This window comes from Streptosporangium sp. CA-115845, from assembly GCF_050943795.1.
Lineage (GTDB): Bacteria > Actinomycetota > Actinomycetes > Streptosporangiales > Streptosporangiaceae > Streptosporangium.
The window spans coordinates 10,028,373-10,046,987 of sequence record NZ_CP191988.1; the positions used below are offsets into that span (position 1 = coordinate 10,028,373).

Consider the following 18,615-nt stretch of genomic DNA (forward strand, 5'->3'; position numbering starts at 1 on the left):
CCCTTCGTCCTGAACAGCACCGCCACGTGCGGAAACCGTCCTTCAGCACGTTATCCGCTAGGACCGACAGAACAGGGTCCGGGTCTGGGAAAGTCAGCCTCGGGCCGCGTTGAGATAGGTCAGGACGGCGAGCACGCGACGGTTGTCGTCATCGGAGGGGACAAGGTCGAGCTTGGCGAAGATACTGGCCGTGTGCTTTCCCACCGCGCTCTCGCTGAGGAACAGGCGCTGGGAGATGGCCGCGTTGGAGCGGCCCTCGGCCATCAGCTCCAGTACCTCGCGCTCGCGCGGGGTCAGCGCGCCGAGCGGCTGGTGACGGACGGTGCTGGCCAGCAGCTTGGCGATCACCTCCGGGTCCATCGCGGTGCCTCCCGCGGCGACCCGGCGGACCGCGTCGACGAACTGTTCGGCGTTGAAGACCCGGTCCTTGAGGAGGTAACCCACCGCCCCCGAGCCGTCGGCCAGCAGTTCGCGCGCGTACAGCTGCTCGACGTGCTGGGACAGGACGAGCACCGGCAGGCCGGGGACGGCCCTGCGCGCTGCCAGCGCCGCCTGGAGCCCCTCGTCGGTGAACGTGGGCGGGAGGCGCACGTCGACCACCGCCACGTCGGGCCGTAACTCGATCAGCGCCTTCAGCAGCTCGGGCCCGGATTCCACCGCCGCCACGACCTCGAAGTCGTGTGCCTGGAGCAGGTGGACCAGACCGTCCCGCAGGAGGTAGAGGTCCTCGGCGATGACGACTCTACGGCTCATCGGCCCAACCATAGACGGGTCGGCACGACCTCCGCCAGCCGGCGCCGGCTGGAGTGCATGGCGGGGATGATCATGCCTGCGGCGTACATGGAGAGGCCCAGGGAGATGTTGAAGACGATCAGCGGCCACTGCAGAGGCTCGGGCAGGTAGAGCGCGAGGAACCAGCTGAGGTGCTCGGTGTCGATGAGCTTCATGACCATCGTCACCAGCCCCTGCGGGAAGAGCGGTAGCCAGCCGAGCCCCCAGCAGATCCCGACGATGACGGCCTTCCCCCGAGGTAGCGGCGTGCTGTCCCGGCGCTTCTCGGCGAGCGCGTTGGGCAGGTCGAACGTGGCGGTCGTCGGGCCACCGCACGGACTGCTGACCGCGAGCACCCCGTCGAAGGCCGCCAGCCTGCGCTCGATGCCTCGCAGGCCACTGCCCAGCGACGGGTCGGCGCCTCCCGCGCCGTCGTCGGTGACCACGACGCGCAGCGCGTGGTCATGGCTGCTGATGTCGATCGACACCCGCTCGGCGCCACCGTGGCGGGCCGCGTTGGTGAGGAGCTCGCTGATCGAGAAGTAGGCGGCCGACTCGACGGGCGAGTCCGGGCGGGCGTCCAGGTCCACGGTGACCGTGACCTTCAGTGGACTGTCCAGTGCCAGGGCGCGCACCGCGTCGCCGAGGCCGCGCTCGGCCAGGACCGGTGGATGGATGCCCCTGACCAGGTCACGCAACTCGACGAGCGCCGTGGAGGAGGCCTCCCTGACCTTGCCGAGCAGGGCCTTGGCGGCCGCCGGGTCCTTGTCCATCAGTTCCTCGACCGCGCCCAGCGTCATGCCCATCGCGACAAGCCTCGCCTGCGCACCGTCATGCAGGTCGCGCTCGATCCGCCGCAGCTCGGACGCCTGGGAGTCGACCGTCGCCAGGCGCGCCTGGTCGAGCCGCTGAATCCGCCCCGTGAGCACGGACTTGGCCGTGGGGGATAGCAACAGGTGGTTCCACCAGGCGTACCCCCGCAGCAGGTGGGGCAGCGCGATCAGCGCGACCACGGCGGCGCACCCCAGGAGCGGGGGCACGACCGCCGGCACCGCGGACCGCGACGCCAGGACGGTGCCTGTGGCCAGGGTGAGGGGGAGCAGCAACAGAGCGGCCGCGACCACCGGGTTGAGGAACAGCCAGAGCCCGTCCCGCCAGGTGGCCGGGTCGCCGAACATCCACTTCCAGCGGTTGTTCCAGTCGGGCCAGCGTGGCGTCTTGTAGAGCTGGCGCTCGTGGCGGTACCACCCGTCGGGCTGGGGTCGCGTCGGCAGCGGCGGCGGCAGGTAGGGAACCGGCACCGCGGTCCCGAGCCAGCTGCCGGTCAACCTCCTGGCGAACGCCGTACGGTACCTGATCAGCCAGGCCGTCGGAGGGAACACAAAGATCATCCCCAACCCGAACGTCAGCAGGAACGCGAACAGGGTCAGTGCCACCAGGGCGATGTCCACCAGTGCCATCGCCCCCAGGGCCAGTGCCTTGCCGACCGCCACCGCGTACGTCTTCATGTGTCAAGTCTCGATGATGTCTCCGGATGTGCCCAGTGGTGGCGGACGCCGACCGGGGGTGGAGGTAGCCACACCCCTGCCGGGTGCCTGGCCCGCCCCCACCGGGGGTCCAGGTGGATTCTCTCCGCGCGGCGCGGCTCCTAGCGTCGGTTGGCATGAAGGTCATCGAGGTCAGCAACCTCCGCAAGCAGTACCGAGGCCAACTGGTGGTGGACGATGTCTCGTTCACCGTCGAAGAGGGCGAGATCTTCGGCGTTCTCGGCCCCAACGGAGCCGGCAAGACGACCACCGTGGAGTGCGTCGCCGGCCTGCGCGTCCCCGACTCCGGGACCGTCAGCGTGCTCGGCGGCCTCACCGGCACCGGGCTCAGGGAGCGGCTGGGCATCCAGCTGCAGAGTTCCACGCTGCCGGGGAAACTCAAGGTGTGGGAGGCGCTCGACCTCTACGCGTCCTTCTACCGAACCCCCGCGAACTGGGTCACGCTGATGGAGCGGGTCGGGCTCGCCGACAAGCGTGACACCCCCTACGGGAAACTCTCCGGCGGCCAGCAACAGCGGCTCTCGATCGCGCTGGCCCTGGTCGGCAATCCCCGCGTGGCGATCCTGGACGAGCTGACCACGGGCCTGGACCCCCAGGCCCGCCGGGACACCTGGGATCTCATCGAACAGGTACGCGAGGACGACGTGACGATCCTGCTGGTCACCCACTTCATGGAGGAGGCCGAGCGGCTCTGCGACCGGCTCGCGCTGATCGACTCCGGTCGGCTGGTCGCGCTGGACAGCCCGGCGGGTCTGATCGCCAAGGTCGGCGGGCAGCAGACCGTCAGGTTCCGGCCCTCCCAACCGTTCGACGACTCGGTGCTCAAGGCACTGCCCGAGGTCACCGAGATAAGGCGGAGCGGCGGGCAGATCACGGTCACCGGTACCGGTGACCTGCTGCTCGCGATCACGACCGCCCTGTCCGCCGCCCATGTCGTACCCACCGACCTGCGCGTGGAGCAGGCCAATCTCGACGACGCCTTCCTGGGTCTCACCGGAAAGAAGCTTTCCCGATGAACAAGATGATCCTGACCGAGCTCAAGCTCTTCCTGCGGGACCCCGCCGGCCCGATCTTCGCGATCCTGCTCCCCCTCGCGCTCCTGCTCGGGCTGGGCAGCACCGCCGGACTTCAGGAGGCCCCTCCCGAGATGGGCGGGGAGCGGGTCATCGACACTCACTTTCCCACCATGATGGTGATCCTGGCCGTGGTGACGATGGCACTGACCACCCTGCCGGCGGCGCTGGTGGGCTACCGGGAGAGCGGCGTGCTGCGCCGGATGTCCACCACCCCGGTCAGCCCGGTCCGGTTGCTGGTCGCCCAGGTCGTGAACAACCTCGCGGTGGCGATCATCGCCACCGTCCTGCTGATCGGCCTCGGCGGCCTCGTCCTCGGCCTGACCCCGCCCAGGAACCTCCTGGCCTTCGCCGGGGTGTTCGTGCTCGGCACGGCCTCGATGTTCGGCCTGGGGCTGCTGATCTCCGCATTGGCGCCCAGCGCGAAGTCCGCGCCGGGCATCGGCTCGCTGCTGATGTTCCCGCTGCTGTTCATGTCCGGGATGTGGTTTCCCCGCGAACTGATGCCGGACCTGGTGCGGCGGATCGGCGACTTCCTACCGATGGCCCCGTTCGCCACGGCGCTCCGCGACACGTGGGCGGGGCACGCGCCACAGCCGCTGCACCTGGTGGTGGTGGCGGTGACCCTGCTGGTCACGGGTGGACTGGCCACGCGACTGTTCCGATGGGAGTAGCGAACAGGGTGTGATCGCGATCCGCCGTGGTCCGTCCCTCGCGTGGGGCAGGGACGGGCCACGGCTTCTTTCCCGGGAAGAGTTCGACGTACTGGGCGTCGGGAAGCTGATATGTCACCCTTGAGTGATGCTGACCCTGGCGCACATAAGTGACGTTCACATCGACGGTTCCCCCCGCAGCATCGACAGGACCAGGTCCGTCATGCGGCACCTGGAGAACCTTTCCGGCCCGCTGGACGCGGTCGTGGTGACCGGCGACATCGCCGACAACGGCCTGATCCAGGAGTACGAGATCGCGCGCGAACTGCTGACCACGCGCTATCCGACGATCATCTGTCCGGGCAACCACGATGTCCGTTCGGCGTTCCGCAAGGTCATGCTCGACGAGGACGGCGACGGGCCGGTCAACCAGGTTCTCCGGCTCGACGGGCTCACCGTCGCGCTGTGCGACTCCAGCGTCCCCGGCCGACATGAGGGTTTCCTGGAGGACGAGACGACCGCCTGGCTGCGGGACGTGCTCGCCGAGAGCCCGGACACCCCAGCCATCATCGGTATGCACCACCCGCCGGTGTCGCTGGGCATCCCGTACGTGGACACGATCCGGCTACGGAACCCGGAGCGGCTGGAGGAGATCGTGCGGCAGTACCCGCAGGTGGCGGCCGTCATCGTCGGCCACGCCCACACCGCGGCGAGCACCACCTTCGCCGGCCTGCCGCTCTCGGTCGCTCCCGGCGTCGTCTCGACGCTGCTGCTCAACCAGGAACTCGACATCCCGGTCCCGATCGACTATGACCTGCCGCCACAGATCGCCATCCACGTCTTCGACGGCGGCCGCCTCGTCACCCACGCCCGCCCGGTCCTCTGACCTCGTCTCGGCCCGAGTGCCGGGAGGATGACCGGCGGCGGCGCGGTACGCGGCCGGCTCTACAGGTCCGGCAGCGGCTGGTAAGGCAGAACCCGGGGATCACGATGCGTGCCATCACCCAGTCCGCCTTCGGTGACCCGTCCGTACTCGGCACCGTCCAGGTCGACCGGCCTGAGCCGGATCACGGGCAGGTGGTGAACGTGCGTCCCTCGGCGGCCGACCTGTCTCGGCTGGTGGCCCTGGCGGAGTCGGGCCGGCTCAGGGTCCACGTGGACCAGGCGCCGCCACTGACCGAGGTGGCCAAGGCGCATGAGCTCCTGTCGACCCGCCGCACCACCGGAAAGATCGTCCTGATTCCCTGATACCCACCCGCGGGCTTCATTCCAGTGTTTCTCCGTGACGGCCCGGTCCGGTCATGGCGCCGGACCGAGGTCACCGAGATGGCATATCTCCCTCTTCTCGGGAGAAAGGGGTGAAAAGATTGTCTCCCGAACGCGGGGAGTGCGTGGCTACGCTGAGGAGATCGAGGCCAGGTAGAGGGTCACGATCGTCTGACCCCCCTCGGCGTCGAAGACGTCGAACGCTCGCATCGTGCCCTGCTGCAGGGTGTCGGTCAGGATCCTCTGCGGGTGGTCGACGGCATGGCGCAGCACCACCGGATAGCGCCTGTCACGGCCTCCCACTCCGATCGAGAACTGATCGTCCTTGGGGTCGTACTCCAGGTAGGCCAGCGGTAGCTTCTCGGCCCCCAGCAGGTCCCCGAAGTCCTTGCTCATCACTTCGACCGTCACCTCGGCGCCCTCGTAGTTGCGCGTCATGGTGTCGAAGAACTCACGCCACTCCTCACGCACGAGCTCCAACCGCTGCTGGTTCATGTGATGGCTCCCTCCCGCTCAAAGCCCGTAGGCCGCGTGGTCCCCATCCTTAGCGATCCCGAGACCATGCCACATCACCCGATCGAGTAGGAATCCCCCGTCGGGGCAGCAGCATCCCGAACGCCATCCGGCTGCGGCTCCCGGCCCTGACCGTGCCGCCGTTCCGAGTGCCCCGGCTTCGGTGGAGACTCTGATGTCCCTGGTGACACCGGTCTTGACGGCACCCCGTAGCAGCGCCGTGAGACTCCCGAACTTGACTGTCCTGCCCCTGGTCTCCTGGGGCGGGACAGTACGGTTTTCGACACACCCTGGCTCCAAGTTGACCAGTGCCCGGGTGGTACCGGTCATGCTGGAGACCAGCGGCGTCCGAGGTGAGCGCAGCGCCGACGGCGCCGTGTTCGAGGCGAACCACAGCTCCACTGACACTCCCGTGTCCAACGACAGATGCTCGCGAGCTGAGGTGTCCGTCCTGTGAGGGAGTTCATGGCTGAGTTGCGGCCAGTCCGATGTGACAGTCGGCCATCCCCGCAGCGGGCCCGGGAGCGGATGGTGTCTGCTTCCCTGAGACGAGACAACGGACTCCATACCGTCTCGGCATGGTGGCCAACCGGCCGGACAGTGGCCTTGGCCCATGAGAATTGGCCAAGAGCGGTGAGATCCTACAGGTCCGCCTAGTGGGGGGCCATGTCGACGAAGCGGCTGTAGTGACCCTGAAAGGCCACGGTGACCGTGGCGGTGGGGCCGTTACGGTGCTTGGCCACGATCAGGTCTGCCTCACCGGCCCTGGGCGACTCTCGCTCGTAGGCGTCCTCCCGGTGGAGCAGGATGACCATGTCGGCGTCCTGCTCGATGCTTCCGGACTCGCGAAGGTCGCTGACCATGGGCCTTTTGTCGGTTCGCTGCTCGGGGCCACGGTTGAGCTGGGAGATCGCGATCACCGGGACCTCCAGCTCCTTGGCGAGCAGCTTGATGGCCCGGGAGATCTCCGAGACCTCGTTCTGGCGGCTCTCGGTCTTCTTCGGCGAGGACATCAGCTGCAGGTAGTCGATGATGACGAACCGCAGGTCGTTGCGTTGCTTGAGACGGCGGCACTTGGCCCTGATCTCCATCATCGACATGTTGGGCGAGTCGTCGATGAACAGCGGCGCCTCGGCCACCTCGCCCATCCGCCGGGCCAGCTTGGCCCAGTCGTCGTCGGTCATCGTGCCCGAGCGCATGGCGTGCAGTGCCACCCGCGCCTCGGCCGACAGCAGGCGCATCGTGATCTCGTTACGGGACATTTCCAACGAGAACACCACAGTCGTCATGCCGTGCTTGATAGCGGCAGATCTGGCGAAATCTAGCCCCAAAGTCGACTTGCCGATGGCCGGACGGGCGGCCACGACGATCATCTGGCCGGGGTGCAGGCCGTTGGTGAGCGAGTCGAGGTCCTGGAACCCGGTGGGGACACCGACCATCTGGCCACCCCGGCCCCCGATGGCCTCCAGTTCGTCGAGGGCGCCCGGCATGATGTCGGCCAGGGGGATGTAGTCCTCGGAGGTGCGGCGCTCGGTGACCTTGTAGATCTCCGCCTGGGCGCGGTCGACGAGGTCGTCGACCTCCTCGTCCTGGCCACCGTAGCCGTAGGAGACGATGCGGGTGCCCGCCTCGATCAGGCGGCGGAGGATGGCCTGCTCCCGGACGATCCTCGCGTAGTAACCGGCGTTGGCCGCGGTCGGCACGACGGCGGTCAGCGTGTGCAGGTAGGCTCCGCCGCCGACCCGGGCGACCTCACCTCGCTTCTGCAGCTCATCGAAGATGGTGACGGCGTCTGCGGGGTCACCCCGGCCGTAGAGGTCGGTGATGATGTCGTAGATGATCTGGTGGGCGGGCCGGTAGAAGTCATCGGATCGCAGGATCTCGACCACGTCGGCGATGGCGTCCTTGGAGAGCAGCATGCCACCCAGGACGGACTGCTCGGCCTCGATGTTGTTCGGCGGGGTGCGCTCGAAACCTGGCTCGAAGACCGGTGGCTCTGCGATGCTCACCGAACACCCCCTCTTTCGAACACAGTTACGTTATCTCTATTTTTAGCCGACCGGTGTGACAGTTTCGCGGCTCGGCGCCCCGACTGGCAACGCGGGCTGTCGACAGGGGTGTGGATAAGCTGTGCACTTCTTCCCCAGAGGTGTGGGCAGCCTGGGGACAGTCCTGTGGATAACTGTTGTCCACAGCTATGGATACCCTTCTGACCAGGGGAAATATAATCCACCGCCTGTGGAGAAAAGAAAGTTGGGGCGACACGCCGGGAGTCGCCTTAGATGGCATGAGCCGACCGGTTCATCCTGCTGGAGATCCATCGATAGGTAAGAGGCACAATGAACCTGTGACTCTTACGCCTCGCTCCGGTCGCGACCATGACAGGCAGATCCTGCGGCTGGCCCTGCCCTCGTTCGGCGCCCTGGTGGCCGAGCCGCTCTTCCTGCTGACGGACACCGTCATCGTCAGCCGCCTGCCCGCCCCCGCGCTCGGCGCCCTGGGGGTGGCGAGCACGGTGCTGAGCTTCCTGGTGGGGATGTGCGTGTTCCTGGCCTACGGCACGACAGCGGCGGTGGCCAGGCAGATCGGGGCGGGCGAGACCGGGCGGGCACTGCGGCAGGCGGTGGACGGCCTCTGGCTGGCCGCCGGGGTGGGATTGGCGATCATCGTGGTCGTCTGGCCCCTGGCCCCCTGGCTGGTCCACCTGATCGGCGCCGAGGGAGAGCTCGCCCGGCAGGCGGTCACCTACCTGCGGATCAGCCTGCTCGGCGTTCCCGCCATGCTGGTGGTACTCGCGGGCACGGGCGTGCTGCGCGGCATGCAGGACGCCTCGACTCCGCTGCTGGTGTCGGTGGGATCCTTCGCGTTGAACGCGGTGCTCAACGTCACGTTCGTCCTGGGACTGGGCTGGGGGATCGCCGGCTCGGCCTGGGGTACGGTGCTGGCCCAGGCACTCGCCGCCGCCGTCTACCTGGTCCTGATCTTCGTCCGTTACCGTGCGCCGTTCCGCCCGGACCCGGCGGGCGTGCGGGCGGCGGGCTCGGCCGGGATCGCCCTGATCATCCGTACGGCGTGCCTGCAGACGGTGCTGGCCGTCTCCGCCACGGTGGCCACCCGGATGGGAACGGACCAGATCGAGGCATACACCGTCGCCATCAGGATCTGGATCCTGATGGCGTTCGCCCTGGACGCGATCGCGATCGCCGGACAGGCGATCACCGGTCGCGCCCTGGGTGCCGGCGACGTGGCGGGAACTCGCGCGGCGACCTGGAGGATGGTGATCTGGGGAGTCGGCTCCGGCGTGCTGCTCGGCCTCGCCGTGCTGGTGGCCAGGCCGTTCATCCCCGGTCTGTTCGACGCGAGCCCGGTCGTCGCCGCGGAGCTGCTCGACCTGCTCTGGGTGGTGGCCGTCCTGCAGCCGCTCGCCGGGGTGGTGTTCGTGCTGGACGGCGTGTTGATCGGTGCCGGGGACCAGCGCTACCTCGCCTGGGCGGGGGTGTGGACGACGATCGCCTACCTGCCCGCCGCGTTGCTGGTGGACCTGTGGGGCGGTGGCCTGGTGACGCTCTGGCTGGCGTTCGGGCTGTGGATGACCGCCCGGCTGATCACCCTTTCGACGCGTGCGTACGGCACGGCGTGGCTGGTGGTCGGCAGCCGACCGGGCGGGTAATCCGGGCGTGACACTGTGGTGTCCACGACGTGACCGGATAGCACTTGTCCCAAGTGACTCCCTGCGGCACTGTGAAGCAAGTCCGACAATAAGGGTATTTAGCCCACCACGATTGGCCAGGTCGTGACCGAAGGTTCTCCCCCGTCGATCGTGCGCCGCATGCCTCCGAGCCTTGCCACGGACCGGTGGACCGGTGCGCGCCACGGCCTGCCCATGGCCTACCGCAGGGCCGACCTCGTCGTTCTCGGTATCGGCGTCATGATCGGTGCGGGCATCTTCAGCCTCGCCGGCCGCCAGGCGGCGACCATGGCCGGACCCGGCGTGATCCTCTCCTTCATGATCGCGGGAATCACCAGCCTGCTGGTGGCCTTCTGCCTCGCCGAACTGTCCTCCGCCATGCCGGCCTCGGGAAGCGCCTACACCTTCAGCTACGTCATCTTCGGCGAGGTCTGGGCCTGGGTGGTGGGCTGGGCGCTGGTCATGGAACTCCTGCTGGCCACAGCGACGGTGGCCCGCGCGTGGTCGCTCTACGCCGCCCAGATGCTCACCGACTTCGGGGTACGCCTTCCCGACGTGGTCGCGGGAATGGTCGGCCGGCACACGGGTTTCGACCTCTTCACACTGTTCATCCTGGTGATCCTGACGGCCGTGGTGGCCCTGGGCGCCCGCGTCGGACTGCGCGCCCTGTGGATCATCGTCATCGCCAAGCTGCTGGCCGTCGGCGCGGTCATCGTGGTCGGCGCCCTCCACTTCGACCGGCGCAACCTGGCGGCCATCCCGGTGCCGCCGGTGCCCGCGGAGCAGGCCGAGGAGGCCCTGCACTCCCCGCTGCTCGGCATCGTCTTCGGCCAGACGGGCGCCTTCGGCTGGTTCGGCATCTTCGCGGCCTCTGCGGTCATCACCTTCGCGTACATCGGCTTCGACGTCGTGGCCACCGCCGCCGAGGAGGCCGAGGACGCCCCGCGCTCGATCCCGCAGGGCATCATCCGCGCGCTGGTGATCACCACGGTCATCTACATCGCGGTCGCCCTGGTGATGGTCGGGATGACCTCGTACGACAAGATCGACACCAGCGCGCCACTCGCCAACGCCTTCCGCGACGCCGGCGAGGGCTTCATGGTGCACGTCATCAACATCGGGGCGGTGCTCGGCCTCACCACGGTCGTCCTGGTGCTGCTCGTCGGCCTGACCCGTGTGCTGTTCTCCATGGCACGCGACGGGTTGATGCCCCGCTCGCTCTCCAAGATCAACCGTAGCTACCACAGCCCGACGAGGGCCACTCTGGTCATCGGATTCCTGGCGATCCTGCTGGCCGAGTTCGTGGACGTGCTCACGCTCGAACCGCTGGTCGTGATCGGTACCCTGTTCGTGTTCATCTCCGTGGCCTGCGGAGTGATCAGGATGCGGCAGACGATGCCGGACCTGCCGAGGGGCTTTCGCACCCCGCTCTCTCCCGGCGTGCCGATCGCCTCGATCGCCGCCTGCCTGTGGCTCATGGTGAACCTCCAGCTCATCACCTGGCTGTACTTCATCATCTGGATGGCCTTCGGCGTGCTGGTCTACCTGGTGTACGGCAGGCGCAACAGCGTGCTCGCCAGGATGGCGCAGTCCGTCCCCGAGGCTCCCGTCCCCTTCGCTGGGCCTCCCGGCCCGCCGGAAGGTCCCGGCGGCCCCGGCACCGGGTCCCGCGGCAGGCACCGGCGCTGAGGTCTCTGCGAGCGTCTGGGGCGCGGGGTCCCGTCCTTCGAAAATCCGGTCTCCCCGGGCCGGAGAACGTCAAAGGCGCCGGGCGTCGATCACGCTCTGCACGAACTCCCTGGTACGGGCCTCGCGGGGATCGGTGAAGATCTGCTCGGGGGTGCCGCGCTCCAGGAGCACGCCACCGTCGAGGAAACAGACGGTGTCGGCGATCTCGCGGCAGAAACCCATCTCATGTGTGGTCAGGACCATGGTCATACCGCCCTCTTTGAGCTCCCGGATGATCCCGAGCACCTCCTTGACCAGCGCCGGGTCCAGCGCCGAGGTGACCTCGTCCAGCAGCATCAGGCGGGGCTGGGTGGCCAGGGCCCTGATGATGGCGACGCGCTGCTGCTGGCCGCCGGAGAGCTGATCCGGGTAGGCGCCCGCCCTGTCCGCCAGGCCGAACCTGTCCAGCAGGTCACGGGCCTGTTGCTCGGCCTGCCTTCTGCCCACGCCGTGCGCCTTCCGCGGGGCCAGCGTGATGTTGTCCAGCACGGTCATGTGCGGGAACAGGTTGAAGGCCTGGAACACGATGCCCATGCGCTTGCGCACGTCGTTGAGATCGGCACGGGCGTCGGTGATCTCCTCGCCGTCCAGGCGGATCGTGCCGTCGTCGGCGGTCTCCAGCAGGTTCACGCAGCGCAGCAGCGTGGACTTCCCTGATCCCGAGGCACCGATCAGACAGACCACCTCGTGCGGGTCGACCTCCAGGTCGATGCCACGCAGCACGCTGTGGCCCCGGTAGTTCTTCCACAGGCCCTCGATGCTCAGCAGGCTCATGTCCCCTCCTTTCCGCCGGTTTCCCGCTGCCCGCTCACTGGCTCCGCCGCCGTTGCGAGCGGGCCGCCAGATAGTCGGTGAAGCGGGCCATCGGAATGGTGAGCAGGATGAACAGCAGCGCCGCCACCAGGTAGGGGGTGTAGTTGAAGTTGCCGGCCACGTGGATCTGCGCCTGCCTCAGCGCCTCCAGCGGGCCGATCGTGGCGACGAGCGCGGTGTCCTTCTGCAGCGAGACGAAGTCGTTGAGCAGCGGTGGCACCACCCGGCGCACGGCCTGCGGCACCACCACGTGGCGCATGGTCTGGCCGTGGCTCAGGCCGAGGGACCGGGCGGCGGCCCGCTGGCTGGGGTGCACCGACTCGATACCCGCCCGGAAGACCTCCGCCACGTACGCTCCGTACGAGAGCGTGAGTGCGATGATGCCCAGCGTCGCGAGGTCCGTCGGGGTGCCCTGCAGGCCGAGCGCGGGCAGCCCGAAGCCGACGAGATAGATGATGAGGATCGTGGGCACACCGCGGAAGACGTCGGTGTAGATCACCGCCAGGGCGCGCAGCGGGAAGAAGACCGGCGCTGTGAGGTTGCGGGCCAGCGCGACCAGCAGGCCCACGAGAAGGATCAGCGGTTCGGCGATCAGGAAGATCTTGATGTTCAGCAGGAACCCGCTCAGCACGTCCGGCAGTGCCTTGACGAACTGCTCGGGATCGAAGAACGTGTCCCGCACCCGAGGCCAGCCGGGGGAGGCGGTGAAGAGCCAGAACAGCAGGACGATCACGATGATCGTCGAGACCGTCGCGACGGAGCCCGAGCGGAGAGACGACCTCCTGCGGAGCCGCTCCCGCTCAAGCTGCCGCTCGCTCTTCGTCCAGTCGTCGGAGAGCCGCAGGCTCTCGTCGTTCCTCATCGAGCGCCGCGGCGCGGACCGTACGCGCTCCGCGCCCACGGCGGTGACATGAGTTCCGGGATCACTTCAGCTCCGGCGCACCCGCGGCGGAACCGAGCCACTCGGTTTCGATCTTCGCCAGCTCACCGGAGGCGGTCAGCTTGTCGATCGCCTCGTTGACGCAGCTCACCAGCGGGCTGCCCTTCTCGAACACCGCGCCGAAGACCTCGGGAACGCCGGAGGCGGTGCCGAACTGGCCAACGATCTTGGAGTTCTCGACCTGGGCGGCGGTCACGTAGAACGCGGTGGGCAGGTCCACCACCACCGCGTCGACCTGCTTGTTCTTCAGCGCGTTGACGGCGTCGATCTGCTCGTTGTAGACGTTGAGCTCGGCCGAGGGCTGGATGACGTCCTTGACCGCCTGCAGCGAGGTGGTGCCGACCTGCACGCCGATCTTGGCGTCCTTCAGGGCCGCCAGGTCCGTGGCGGCGGCGACCTTCGAGCCGTCCAGCGCGACCACCGCCTGCTTGACCGTGTAGTAGCCCTTGCTGAAGTCGACGACCTTGGCCCGGTCGGGGGTCACCGAGACCTGGTTGACGTCGAAGTCGAACTGCTTGGCACCCGGTGCGAACGCGGAGTCGAACTTCACGGTGGCCCAGGTGACGTCACCTTCGGCGAAGCCCATCTGGCCCGCGACGGCGTAGGCGACGGCGCTCTCGAAGCCCTTTCCGTTGGCCGGGTCGTCGTCGTTGAACCACGGCTCGTAGGCGGGCTTGTCGGTGCCGATGGTGAGCTTGCCGGGGGTCTTCAGCGCGAGGCTCTCCTTGGCACAGGCGCTGGAGACGGCTCCGGAGGCGCTCGGGGCCGCGGAGCTCGTCTGGGTCGTCGTTTCCGAGGCCGGCGCACAGGCCACCGCGGTCGCCGCGAGGGCACCGAACGCGAGCAGCATCGAGGGACGGACCATGACAAGACCTCCAGGGGGAAGCAACGATTCCCGAATTGTATGTATCAGCGATGACCTGGAGTAACACGGTCTCGGCATGTGAGCATCCGCTCGCGGACAAAGAGCTTTCCGCACGCCCCGCTGATATCCCGACGGGCGGTCAGGCCGTGGAGAACCGACACCGCCGGTTGCGAAAGAACAAGGGCTCCTCCCCTGCGAACGGGGAGGAGCCCTTGTCTCACTGGGCCTCTCAGGCCGCGACGACCTCGACATCGAGGGACGCGGAGACCTCCGAGTGCAGCTTGACGCTGACCCGGTGGGAGCCGAGGCTCTTGATCGCGGAGGCGATCTCGATGCGACGGCGGTCGAGCACGGGGCCACCGGCGGCCTTGACGGCCTCGGCGACGTCACCCGTGGTGATGGAGCCGAAGAGGCGACCGGACTCGCCGGCCTTCGTCTTCAGGACCACCTTCAGGGCCTGCAGCTGACCGGCGACCTCCTTGGCGGTGCCAAGGTCACGGATCTCGCGAGCGTCGCGAGCCTTCTTGATCGAGGAGATCTGCTTCTCGCCGCCGCGCGTCCAGAGGATCGCGAAGCCGCGGGGAAGCAGGTAGTTGCGGCCGTAGCCGTCCTTGACCTCGACGATGTCGCCGGGGGCGCCGAGGCCGGTGACCTCACTGGTGAGAATGAGCTTCATCTGTCCGGACCTCCTTAGCGCGCGGTGCTCATGTACGGCAGGAGCGCCATCTCACGAGCGTTCTTGATAGCGGTCGCCACGTCACGCTGGTGCTGGGTGCAGTTGCCAGTCACCCGGCGGGCACGGATCTTGCCGCGGTCGGAGATGAACTTCCGAAGCAGCGCCGTGTCCTTGTAGTCGACGTAGGAGATCTTGTCGTGGCAGAACAGGCAAACCTTCTTCTTGGGCTTGCGCAGTGCCGGCTTGGCCATCGTGGTGCTCCTTTCAGAGCCCCGCCGTCAGGCGGGAATGGTCGCTGCGGATATGGACTGGGATTGCGGGAGGACCGCCGTCCCTAGAAAGGCGGTTCGTCGCTGAAGTCGCCGCCGCCGAAGCCGCCGCCACCCTGCTGCTGGCCGCCGCCCCCGTAGTTGTTGCCGCCGCCGCCGAAGCCGCCACCTTGCGGTGCGGCGGGCGCCGCGGAGGCCCACGGGTCGTTGGCCGGGCCGCCGCCGAAGCCACCGCCACCGCCCTGACGGGCGGTCTTGTTGACCTTGGCGGTCGCGTTTCTCAGGGAGGGGCCGACCTCGTCGACCTCAACCTCGTAGACCGTGCGCTTCTCGCCTTCCTTGGTCTCGTAAGACCTCTGGCGCAGCCGTCCCTGAACTATGACCCGCATGCCGCGCTGGAGGCTCTCGGCGGCGTTCTCCGCCGCCTGCCGCCACACGTTGCAGGTCAGGAACAGGCCTTCGCCGTCCTTCCACTCGTTGGTCGTCTTGTCGAGGAACCTCGGAGTGGATGCGATGCGGAACCGGGCCACCGCTTGCCCCGTGGGGGTGAAGCGCAGCTCCGGGTCGTCGACGAGGTTGCCGACGATGGTGATCGTGGTGTCGCCTGCTGCCATGGCTAGCGCTGCCCTTCCTGCGGCCTTCGCTGGTTATCGGCTCAGAGTACGGCTGCCGCCCGACAAAATGCCGGGAGTTAGTGCACGTCCGGGCGGAGAACCTTGGTACGCAGGATTCCCTCGTTGAGGTTCATCTGCCGGTCGAGCTCCTTGACCGTGGCGGGCTCGGCGCTCAGGTCGATGACGGCGTAGATGCCCTCGGGCTTCTTCGCGATGTCGTAGGACAGCCTGCGGCGACCCCACACGTCGACCTTCTCCACGGTGCCGCCGTCGTTGCGGACGACCGTGAGGAACTGGTCGAGGGAAGGGGCGACCGTACGCTCATCGAGCGAGGGGTCAAGAATGACCATCACTTCGTAACGGCGCATGCTGACTTCAACCTCCTCTGGACTCTTGCGGTCACGACACCGTGCCGTGACAGGAGGACGCTGACGTGCTTCACCTCGGGCGCCCATTTCGGCGCTCGGGGTGGAGGGTGGGCGATAACACACCCATTCGACGTAGCCGTGCCAGCCTACCAGCCCGTCAAGGGTTGGGCCGTCGCCTCGCCGGGCACGTCCTGTCGCAGGAGAAAGAGGAGGCGGTGAAGATGCCTCGTGCGGATGGACATGCCCGGAAGAGACCCTTGCGGTTCACGTTGAACACCGACGGGCGTCGTCACAGGATCGAGAACGTGCTGAGCGTCGTCACGATCGGCTGCGGACTGCTCGCCTTCGCCACCGGACTGATCCCCGCCGCGCACATCGTCGCCTCGTGGGCGGGGGTGCTGGGATTCTTCGGGGGCCTCTACTCGCAGTACGTCTCCGCGACGACACCGGAGCGCGCGCTGAACATCGTGGGCATCGTGGCCTCGTTCGTCGGTGTGGCCTTCGGCATCTATCACGGGGGTTTCCTCCCGTGAGGCCCCGAATCAGACGAGGGCCACACCGGCGCGGGGGCGGCTAACCATTCAGGCGCAGGTCCACGCCGAGCAGGACGAGGAACCACAGGAAGACCGCCAGCAGAGCCTCGGCGACGTCCTTCAGGAGCGCGGGAGTGATGTAGTCGTACACCCAGGCGACGTAGAGACCGACCAGGATGTAGATGAGGCCGATGAGACTGATCCCTCTTCGATAGTAGGCCACGTGGACTCCTTGTGTTCGGCCCGTGGGGGTGAGTGGTAGGGCGCGCCCTGCGACTGCCCAGGGCCTCGCCGTTGAAACAGCTAGGCTCGGACACATGCCGCTTATCGGAGCTCATGTCGACCAGGACGACCCGCTGGCGCACGCCAGGGCGCGCGGCGCCGAGGTCGTGCAGTTCTTCCTCGGTGACCCACAGGGCTGGAAGGGCCCGGTCATCGGCGAGAAGACCCGGGAGATCAAGGACTCGGACGTGGAGGTCTACGTCCACGCCCCCTATGTGATCAATGTGGCGACCGCCAACAACCGGGTCCGCATCCCCAGCCGCAAGCTGCTCGGCTCGCATCTCGCCGCGGCGGCCGAGCTCGGCGCCAGGGGGCTGATCGTCCACGGCGGGCACGTGGGGGCCGGAGACGACCCGCAGAAGGGTTTCGACAACTGGCGCAAGGTGTTCGAGCGCCTGGAGGAGCACCGGATCCCCGTGCTCATCGAGAACACCGCAGGCGGTGGCAACGCGATGGCACGCAAGCTTGAGCGCATCGCCCGGCTCTGGGACGCGCTCGACGGCTTCGACGTGGGCTTCTGTCTCGACACCTGCCACGCCCACGCGGGTGGCGAGGACCTGGCGGACGTGGTCGAGCGGGTCATGGCGATCACCGGCAGGATCGACCTGATCCACTGCAACGACTCTCGCGACGCCTTCGACTCCGGTGCCGACCGGCACGCGAGCCTCGGAGCGGGCCAGATCGATCCCGAGCTCATCCTGAGCGTGTGCCGGAGCGCGAACGCGCCGATCGTGGTGGAGACGCCCTTCGACGGCCAGGCCGCCGACATCGCCTTCCTCAGATCGAAGCTCTAGCGCGAGACCTCGGACGGGAGAGTTCGTCCACAGCCTGTGGATAACTTGGTGGGATTACTTTTCCCCGGAAACGGGTAAGGGGCTGCTCCCGGCGCTCAGCCCACCCAGGCACCGTCGGCGAAGATCAGCGTGTTGAGGGCCATCAGCGGGCCCACCACCAGGGCGTAGACGACGATGATCCACCGCTGCCACGGTGCCTGCCCGCCGCTCGCCTTCGCGATCAGGATGAAGAGCGGCCACCACAGCAGCGCCGAGCGCGGAACCGACAGGTAGTAGGCGGAGCAGAGCAGGGCACCCACCTGAAGTCCCACGTAGACGAACTCGCTCCACCTCCGCAGGTAGAGCAGGACCAGTACGAGCACGACCCCGACGATCGCCCCCGCGATCTCAAGCCGGAACGCCCAGGCGAACCGGCCCTCGCCCATGGCCGAGTTCCAGGTCGTGATCAGCGACTCCCAGGGCCACACCATGTGCCGACCCCAGCCGGCCTCCTGGGCACTCTTCCAGGCCAGCCAGTCGCCGGTGCGGGAGTGCTGGTAGGCGGAGTAGAGCACCAGCGGCACGAACGGGAGCACCAGCCAGCCGGCCTGCCGTACGGGCTGCCGCCGGGCGAAGAACTCCACGATCAGCGCCAGGGCCAGGAACAGGCCGGTGATCCGCACGCAGGAGGCGCCCGCCGCCAGGGCCGCGGCGAGCGGCCAGCGCCCCCTGCGCGCCGCGAGCCAGGCGGGGACGGCGAAGGCCAGGAAGAGCGACTCGCTGTAGCCCGCGAACAGGAACACCGCCATCGGCCAGAGCAGCAGCGCCAGCACCGCGCGCCGGCCGGTCCCCGGCGGCCCCTCGAACTCGGCCAGCCTGGCGAGCGCCATCATCGCGACGGCACCGGCCACGAAGGAGATCAGCAGCCCGGCGACCGTCCAGTCGCCGACCACGAGGTGCACCGCGCGGAGCGCCAGGGGCATCCCGGGGAAGAAGGCGGGCAGCCCCTCGTCAGGCTCGCTGCCGGGGGCGCCACCGTAACCGTGCTCGGCGATGGTGACCAGGAGGCTGGCATCCCAGTGCTTCCAGCGCTCCAGGAACGGCGGCGGGACCGCGTCCCCTTCCATCATCGCCTGGGTACCGACGACGACCAGGGCGACGATTCCCAGCCTGGAGGCCAGCCAGAGCAGCAGCCCTTCCTGCGCGGTATCCCGCGGGGGCTCAACAGGATCGATCACAAATT

The 18,615-nt window shown here is 68.0% G+C and carries 21 protein-coding genes; 8 read left to right on the forward strand and 13 right to left on the reverse strand.

The features are described from left to right. Positions 1-93 precede the first annotated feature (93 nt). Together ACQP0P_RS47645 and ACQP0P_RS47650 are read right to left on the reverse strand one after the other, a co-directional pair. Entirely contained in the window at positions 94-753 is a 660-nt protein-coding gene (locus tag ACQP0P_RS47645; protein WP_433369834.1) for a response regulator, read from the reverse strand. Continuing rightward, a complete protein-coding gene (locus ACQP0P_RS47650) occupies positions 750-2,279 on the reverse strand; it encodes a sensor histidine kinase (protein ID WP_433369837.1) in 1,530 nt (509 codons plus the stop codon). Before ACQP0P_RS47650 ends, ACQP0P_RS47645 begins: the two co-directional genes overlap by 4 nt. Positions 2,280-2,434: 155 nt before the next feature. On the opposite strand from ACQP0P_RS47650, the gene ACQP0P_RS47655 reads away from it, so the two are divergent. The 4 genes from ACQP0P_RS47655 (at position 2,435) to ACQP0P_RS47670 (ending at position 5,292) form a co-directional block, all read left to right on the forward strand. Then, a complete protein-coding gene (locus ACQP0P_RS47655) occupies positions 2,435-3,334 on the forward strand; it encodes an ABC transporter ATP-binding protein (protein WP_433369839.1) in 900 nt (299 codons plus the stop codon). Next, the gene (locus tag ACQP0P_RS47660; protein ID WP_433369842.1) at positions 3,331-4,065 is read left to right on the forward strand and encodes an ABC transporter permease; all 735 of its coding nucleotides are present in this window, start codon (positions 3,331-3,333) and stop codon (positions 4,063-4,065) included. Before ACQP0P_RS47655 ends, ACQP0P_RS47660 begins: the two co-directional genes overlap by 4 nt. Before the next feature lie 127 nt (positions 4,066-4,192). Next, the gene (locus ACQP0P_RS47665) at positions 4,193-4,930 is read left to right on the forward strand and encodes a phosphodiesterase (protein WP_433369845.1); all 738 of its coding nucleotides are present in this window, start codon (positions 4,193-4,195) and stop codon (positions 4,928-4,930) included. Between the two features lie 104 nt (positions 4,931-5,034). Further along, positions 5,035-5,292: a zinc-binding dehydrogenase gene (locus ACQP0P_RS47670; protein WP_433369848.1), complete on the forward strand. Its 258-nt coding sequence runs from the start codon at positions 5,035-5,037 to the stop codon at positions 5,290-5,292. Positions 5,293-5,439: 147 nt separating this feature from the next. On the opposite strand, the gene ACQP0P_RS47675 is transcribed toward ACQP0P_RS47670, so the two are convergent. Together ACQP0P_RS47675 and dnaB are read right to left on the reverse strand one after the other, a co-directional pair. Next, complete coding sequence (locus ACQP0P_RS47675) at positions 5,440-5,805, reverse strand: DUF5335 family protein (protein ID WP_433369850.1); 366 nt, start codon at positions 5,803-5,805, stop codon at positions 5,440-5,442. 671 nt (positions 5,806-6,476) lie between these two features. Continuing rightward, a complete protein-coding gene (dnaB, locus tag ACQP0P_RS47680) occupies positions 6,477-7,832 on the reverse strand; it encodes a replicative DNA helicase (RefSeq protein ID WP_030919742.1) in 1,356 nt (451 codons plus the stop codon). A gap of 338 nt (positions 7,833-8,170) precedes the next feature. Here dnaB and ACQP0P_RS47685 point away from each other — a divergent pair, with 338 nt between their 5' ends. Then, positions 8,171-9,493: an MATE family efflux transporter gene (locus tag ACQP0P_RS47685; RefSeq protein ID WP_433369853.1), complete on the forward strand. Its 1,323-nt coding sequence runs from the start codon at positions 8,171-8,173 to the stop codon at positions 9,491-9,493. Between the two features lie 159 nt (positions 9,494-9,652). Next, positions 9,653-11,200 (forward strand): APC family permease, encoded by a 1,548-nt coding sequence (locus ACQP0P_RS47690; RefSeq protein WP_433369855.1) that lies wholly within the window; start codon positions 9,653-9,655, stop codon positions 11,198-11,200. A 69-nt stretch (positions 11,201-11,269) separates the two neighbouring features. Here ACQP0P_RS47690 and ACQP0P_RS47695 read toward each other — a convergent pair whose 3' ends face one another. From ACQP0P_RS47695 to rpsF, 7 genes are all read right to left on the reverse strand, one after another. Next, the gene (locus tag ACQP0P_RS47695) at positions 11,270-12,013 is read right to left on the reverse strand and encodes an amino acid ABC transporter ATP-binding protein (protein ID WP_433369858.1); all 744 of its coding nucleotides are present in this window, start codon (positions 12,011-12,013) and stop codon (positions 11,270-11,272) included. Between the two features lie 34 nt (positions 12,014-12,047). After that, entirely contained in the window at positions 12,048-12,914 is an 867-nt protein-coding gene (locus ACQP0P_RS47700; RefSeq protein ID WP_433369861.1) for an amino acid ABC transporter permease, read from the reverse strand. Positions 12,915-12,975: 61 nt separating this feature from the next. Next, positions 12,976-13,857 (reverse strand): ABC transporter substrate-binding protein, encoded by an 882-nt coding sequence (locus ACQP0P_RS47705; RefSeq protein WP_433369863.1) that lies wholly within the window; start codon positions 13,855-13,857, stop codon positions 12,976-12,978. A 229-nt stretch (positions 13,858-14,086) separates the two neighbouring features. Continuing rightward, on the reverse strand, positions 14,087-14,533 hold the full coding sequence (gene rplI / locus ACQP0P_RS47710) for a 50S ribosomal protein L9 (RefSeq protein WP_433369866.1): 447 nt from the start codon (positions 14,531-14,533) through the stop codon (positions 14,087-14,089). A 14-nt stretch (positions 14,534-14,547) separates the two neighbouring features. Then, complete coding sequence (gene rpsR / locus ACQP0P_RS47715) at positions 14,548-14,784, reverse strand: 30S ribosomal protein S18 (RefSeq protein ID WP_012895699.1); 237 nt, start codon at positions 14,782-14,784, stop codon at positions 14,548-14,550. 83 nt (positions 14,785-14,867) lie between these two features. Continuing rightward, complete coding sequence (locus tag ACQP0P_RS47720; RefSeq protein ID WP_355547721.1) at positions 14,868-15,416, reverse strand: single-stranded DNA-binding protein; 549 nt, start codon at positions 15,414-15,416, stop codon at positions 14,868-14,870. A gap of 77 nt (positions 15,417-15,493) precedes the next feature. Further along, on the reverse strand, positions 15,494-15,784 hold the full coding sequence (gene rpsF, locus ACQP0P_RS47725) for a 30S ribosomal protein S6 (RefSeq protein ID WP_030919721.1): 291 nt from the start codon (positions 15,782-15,784) through the stop codon (positions 15,494-15,496). A gap of 257 nt (positions 15,785-16,041) precedes the next feature. Here rpsF and ACQP0P_RS47730 point away from each other — a divergent pair, with 257 nt between their 5' ends. Further along, positions 16,042-16,317, forward strand: coding sequence for a hypothetical protein (locus tag ACQP0P_RS47730; protein WP_433369869.1), 276 nt, complete (start codon positions 16,042-16,044; stop codon positions 16,315-16,317). Positions 16,318-16,357: 40 nt separating this feature from the next. On the opposite strand, the gene ACQP0P_RS47735 is transcribed toward ACQP0P_RS47730, so the two are convergent. Further along, positions 16,358-16,540 (reverse strand): hypothetical protein, encoded by a 183-nt coding sequence (locus ACQP0P_RS47735; protein WP_030919717.1) that lies wholly within the window; start codon positions 16,538-16,540, stop codon positions 16,358-16,360. Positions 16,541-16,634: 94 nt separating this feature from the next. On the opposite strand from ACQP0P_RS47735, the gene ACQP0P_RS47740 reads away from it, so the two are divergent. Further along, complete coding sequence (locus ACQP0P_RS47740) at positions 16,635-17,393, forward strand: deoxyribonuclease IV (RefSeq protein WP_350913676.1); 759 nt, start codon at positions 16,635-16,637, stop codon at positions 17,391-17,393. A gap of 95 nt (positions 17,394-17,488) precedes the next feature. Here ACQP0P_RS47740 and ACQP0P_RS47745 read toward each other — a convergent pair whose 3' ends face one another. Beyond that, positions 17,489-18,610, reverse strand: a complete 1,122-nt coding sequence (locus tag ACQP0P_RS47745) for a mannosyltransferase family protein (RefSeq protein WP_433369873.1) — start codon at positions 18,608-18,610, stop codon at positions 17,489-17,491. Positions 18,611-18,615 lie beyond the last annotated feature (5 nt).

What these genes read in the sequence shown, in the direction of transcription:
- ACQP0P_RS47645 (WP_433369834.1), bottom strand. Translation starts at nt 753, where the DNA reads ATGAGCCGTAGAGTCGTCATCGCCGAGGACCTCTACCTCCTGCGGGAC.
- ACQP0P_RS47650 (WP_433369837.1), bottom strand. Translation starts at nt 2,279, where the DNA reads ATGAAGACGTACGCGGTGGCGGTCGGCAAGGCACTGGCCCTGGGGGCG.
- ACQP0P_RS47655 (WP_433369839.1), top strand. Translation starts at nt 2,435, where the DNA reads ATGAAGGTCATCGAGGTCAGCAACCTCCGCAAGCAGTACCGAGGCCAA.
- ACQP0P_RS47660 (WP_433369842.1), top strand. Translation starts at nt 3,331, where the DNA reads ATGAACAAGATGATCCTGACCGAGCTCAAGCTCTTCCTGCGGGACCCC.
- ACQP0P_RS47665 (WP_433369845.1), top strand. Translation starts at nt 4,193, where the DNA reads ATGCTGACCCTGGCGCACATAAGTGACGTTCACATCGACGGTTCCCCC.
- ACQP0P_RS47670 (WP_433369848.1), top strand. Translation starts at nt 5,035, where the DNA reads ATGCGTGCCATCACCCAGTCCGCCTTCGGTGACCCGTCCGTACTCGGC.
- ACQP0P_RS47675 (WP_433369850.1), bottom strand. Translation starts at nt 5,805, where the DNA reads ATGAACCAGCAGCGGTTGGAGCTCGTGCGTGAGGAGTGGCGTGAGTTC.
- ACQP0P_RS47690 (WP_433369855.1), top strand. Translation starts at nt 9,653, where the DNA reads ATGCCTCCGAGCCTTGCCACGGACCGGTGGACCGGTGCGCGCCACGGC.
- ACQP0P_RS47695 (WP_433369858.1), bottom strand. Translation starts at nt 12,013, where the DNA reads ATGAGCCTGCTGAGCATCGAGGGCCTGTGGAAGAACTACCGGGGCCAC.
- ACQP0P_RS47700 (WP_433369861.1), bottom strand. Translation starts at nt 12,914, where the DNA reads ATGAGGAACGACGAGAGCCTGCGGCTCTCCGACGACTGGACGAAGAGC.
- ACQP0P_RS47705 (WP_433369863.1), bottom strand. Translation starts at nt 13,857, where the DNA reads ATGGTCCGTCCCTCGATGCTGCTCGCGTTCGGTGCCCTCGCGGCGACC.
- rplI (WP_433369866.1), bottom strand. Translation starts at nt 14,533, where the DNA reads ATGAAGCTCATTCTCACCAGTGAGGTCACCGGCCTCGGCGCCCCCGGC.
- rpsR (WP_012895699.1), bottom strand. Translation starts at nt 14,784, where the DNA reads ATGGCCAAGCCGGCACTGCGCAAGCCCAAGAAGAAGGTTTGCCTGTTC.
- ACQP0P_RS47720 (WP_355547721.1), bottom strand. Translation starts at nt 15,416, where the DNA reads ATGGCAGCAGGCGACACCACGATCACCATCGTCGGCAACCTCGTCGAC.
- rpsF (WP_030919721.1), bottom strand. Translation starts at nt 15,784, where the DNA reads ATGCGCCGTTACGAAGTGATGGTCATTCTTGACCCCTCGCTCGATGAG.
- ACQP0P_RS47740 (WP_350913676.1), top strand. Translation starts at nt 16,635, where the DNA reads ATGCCGCTTATCGGAGCTCATGTCGACCAGGACGACCCGCTGGCGCAC.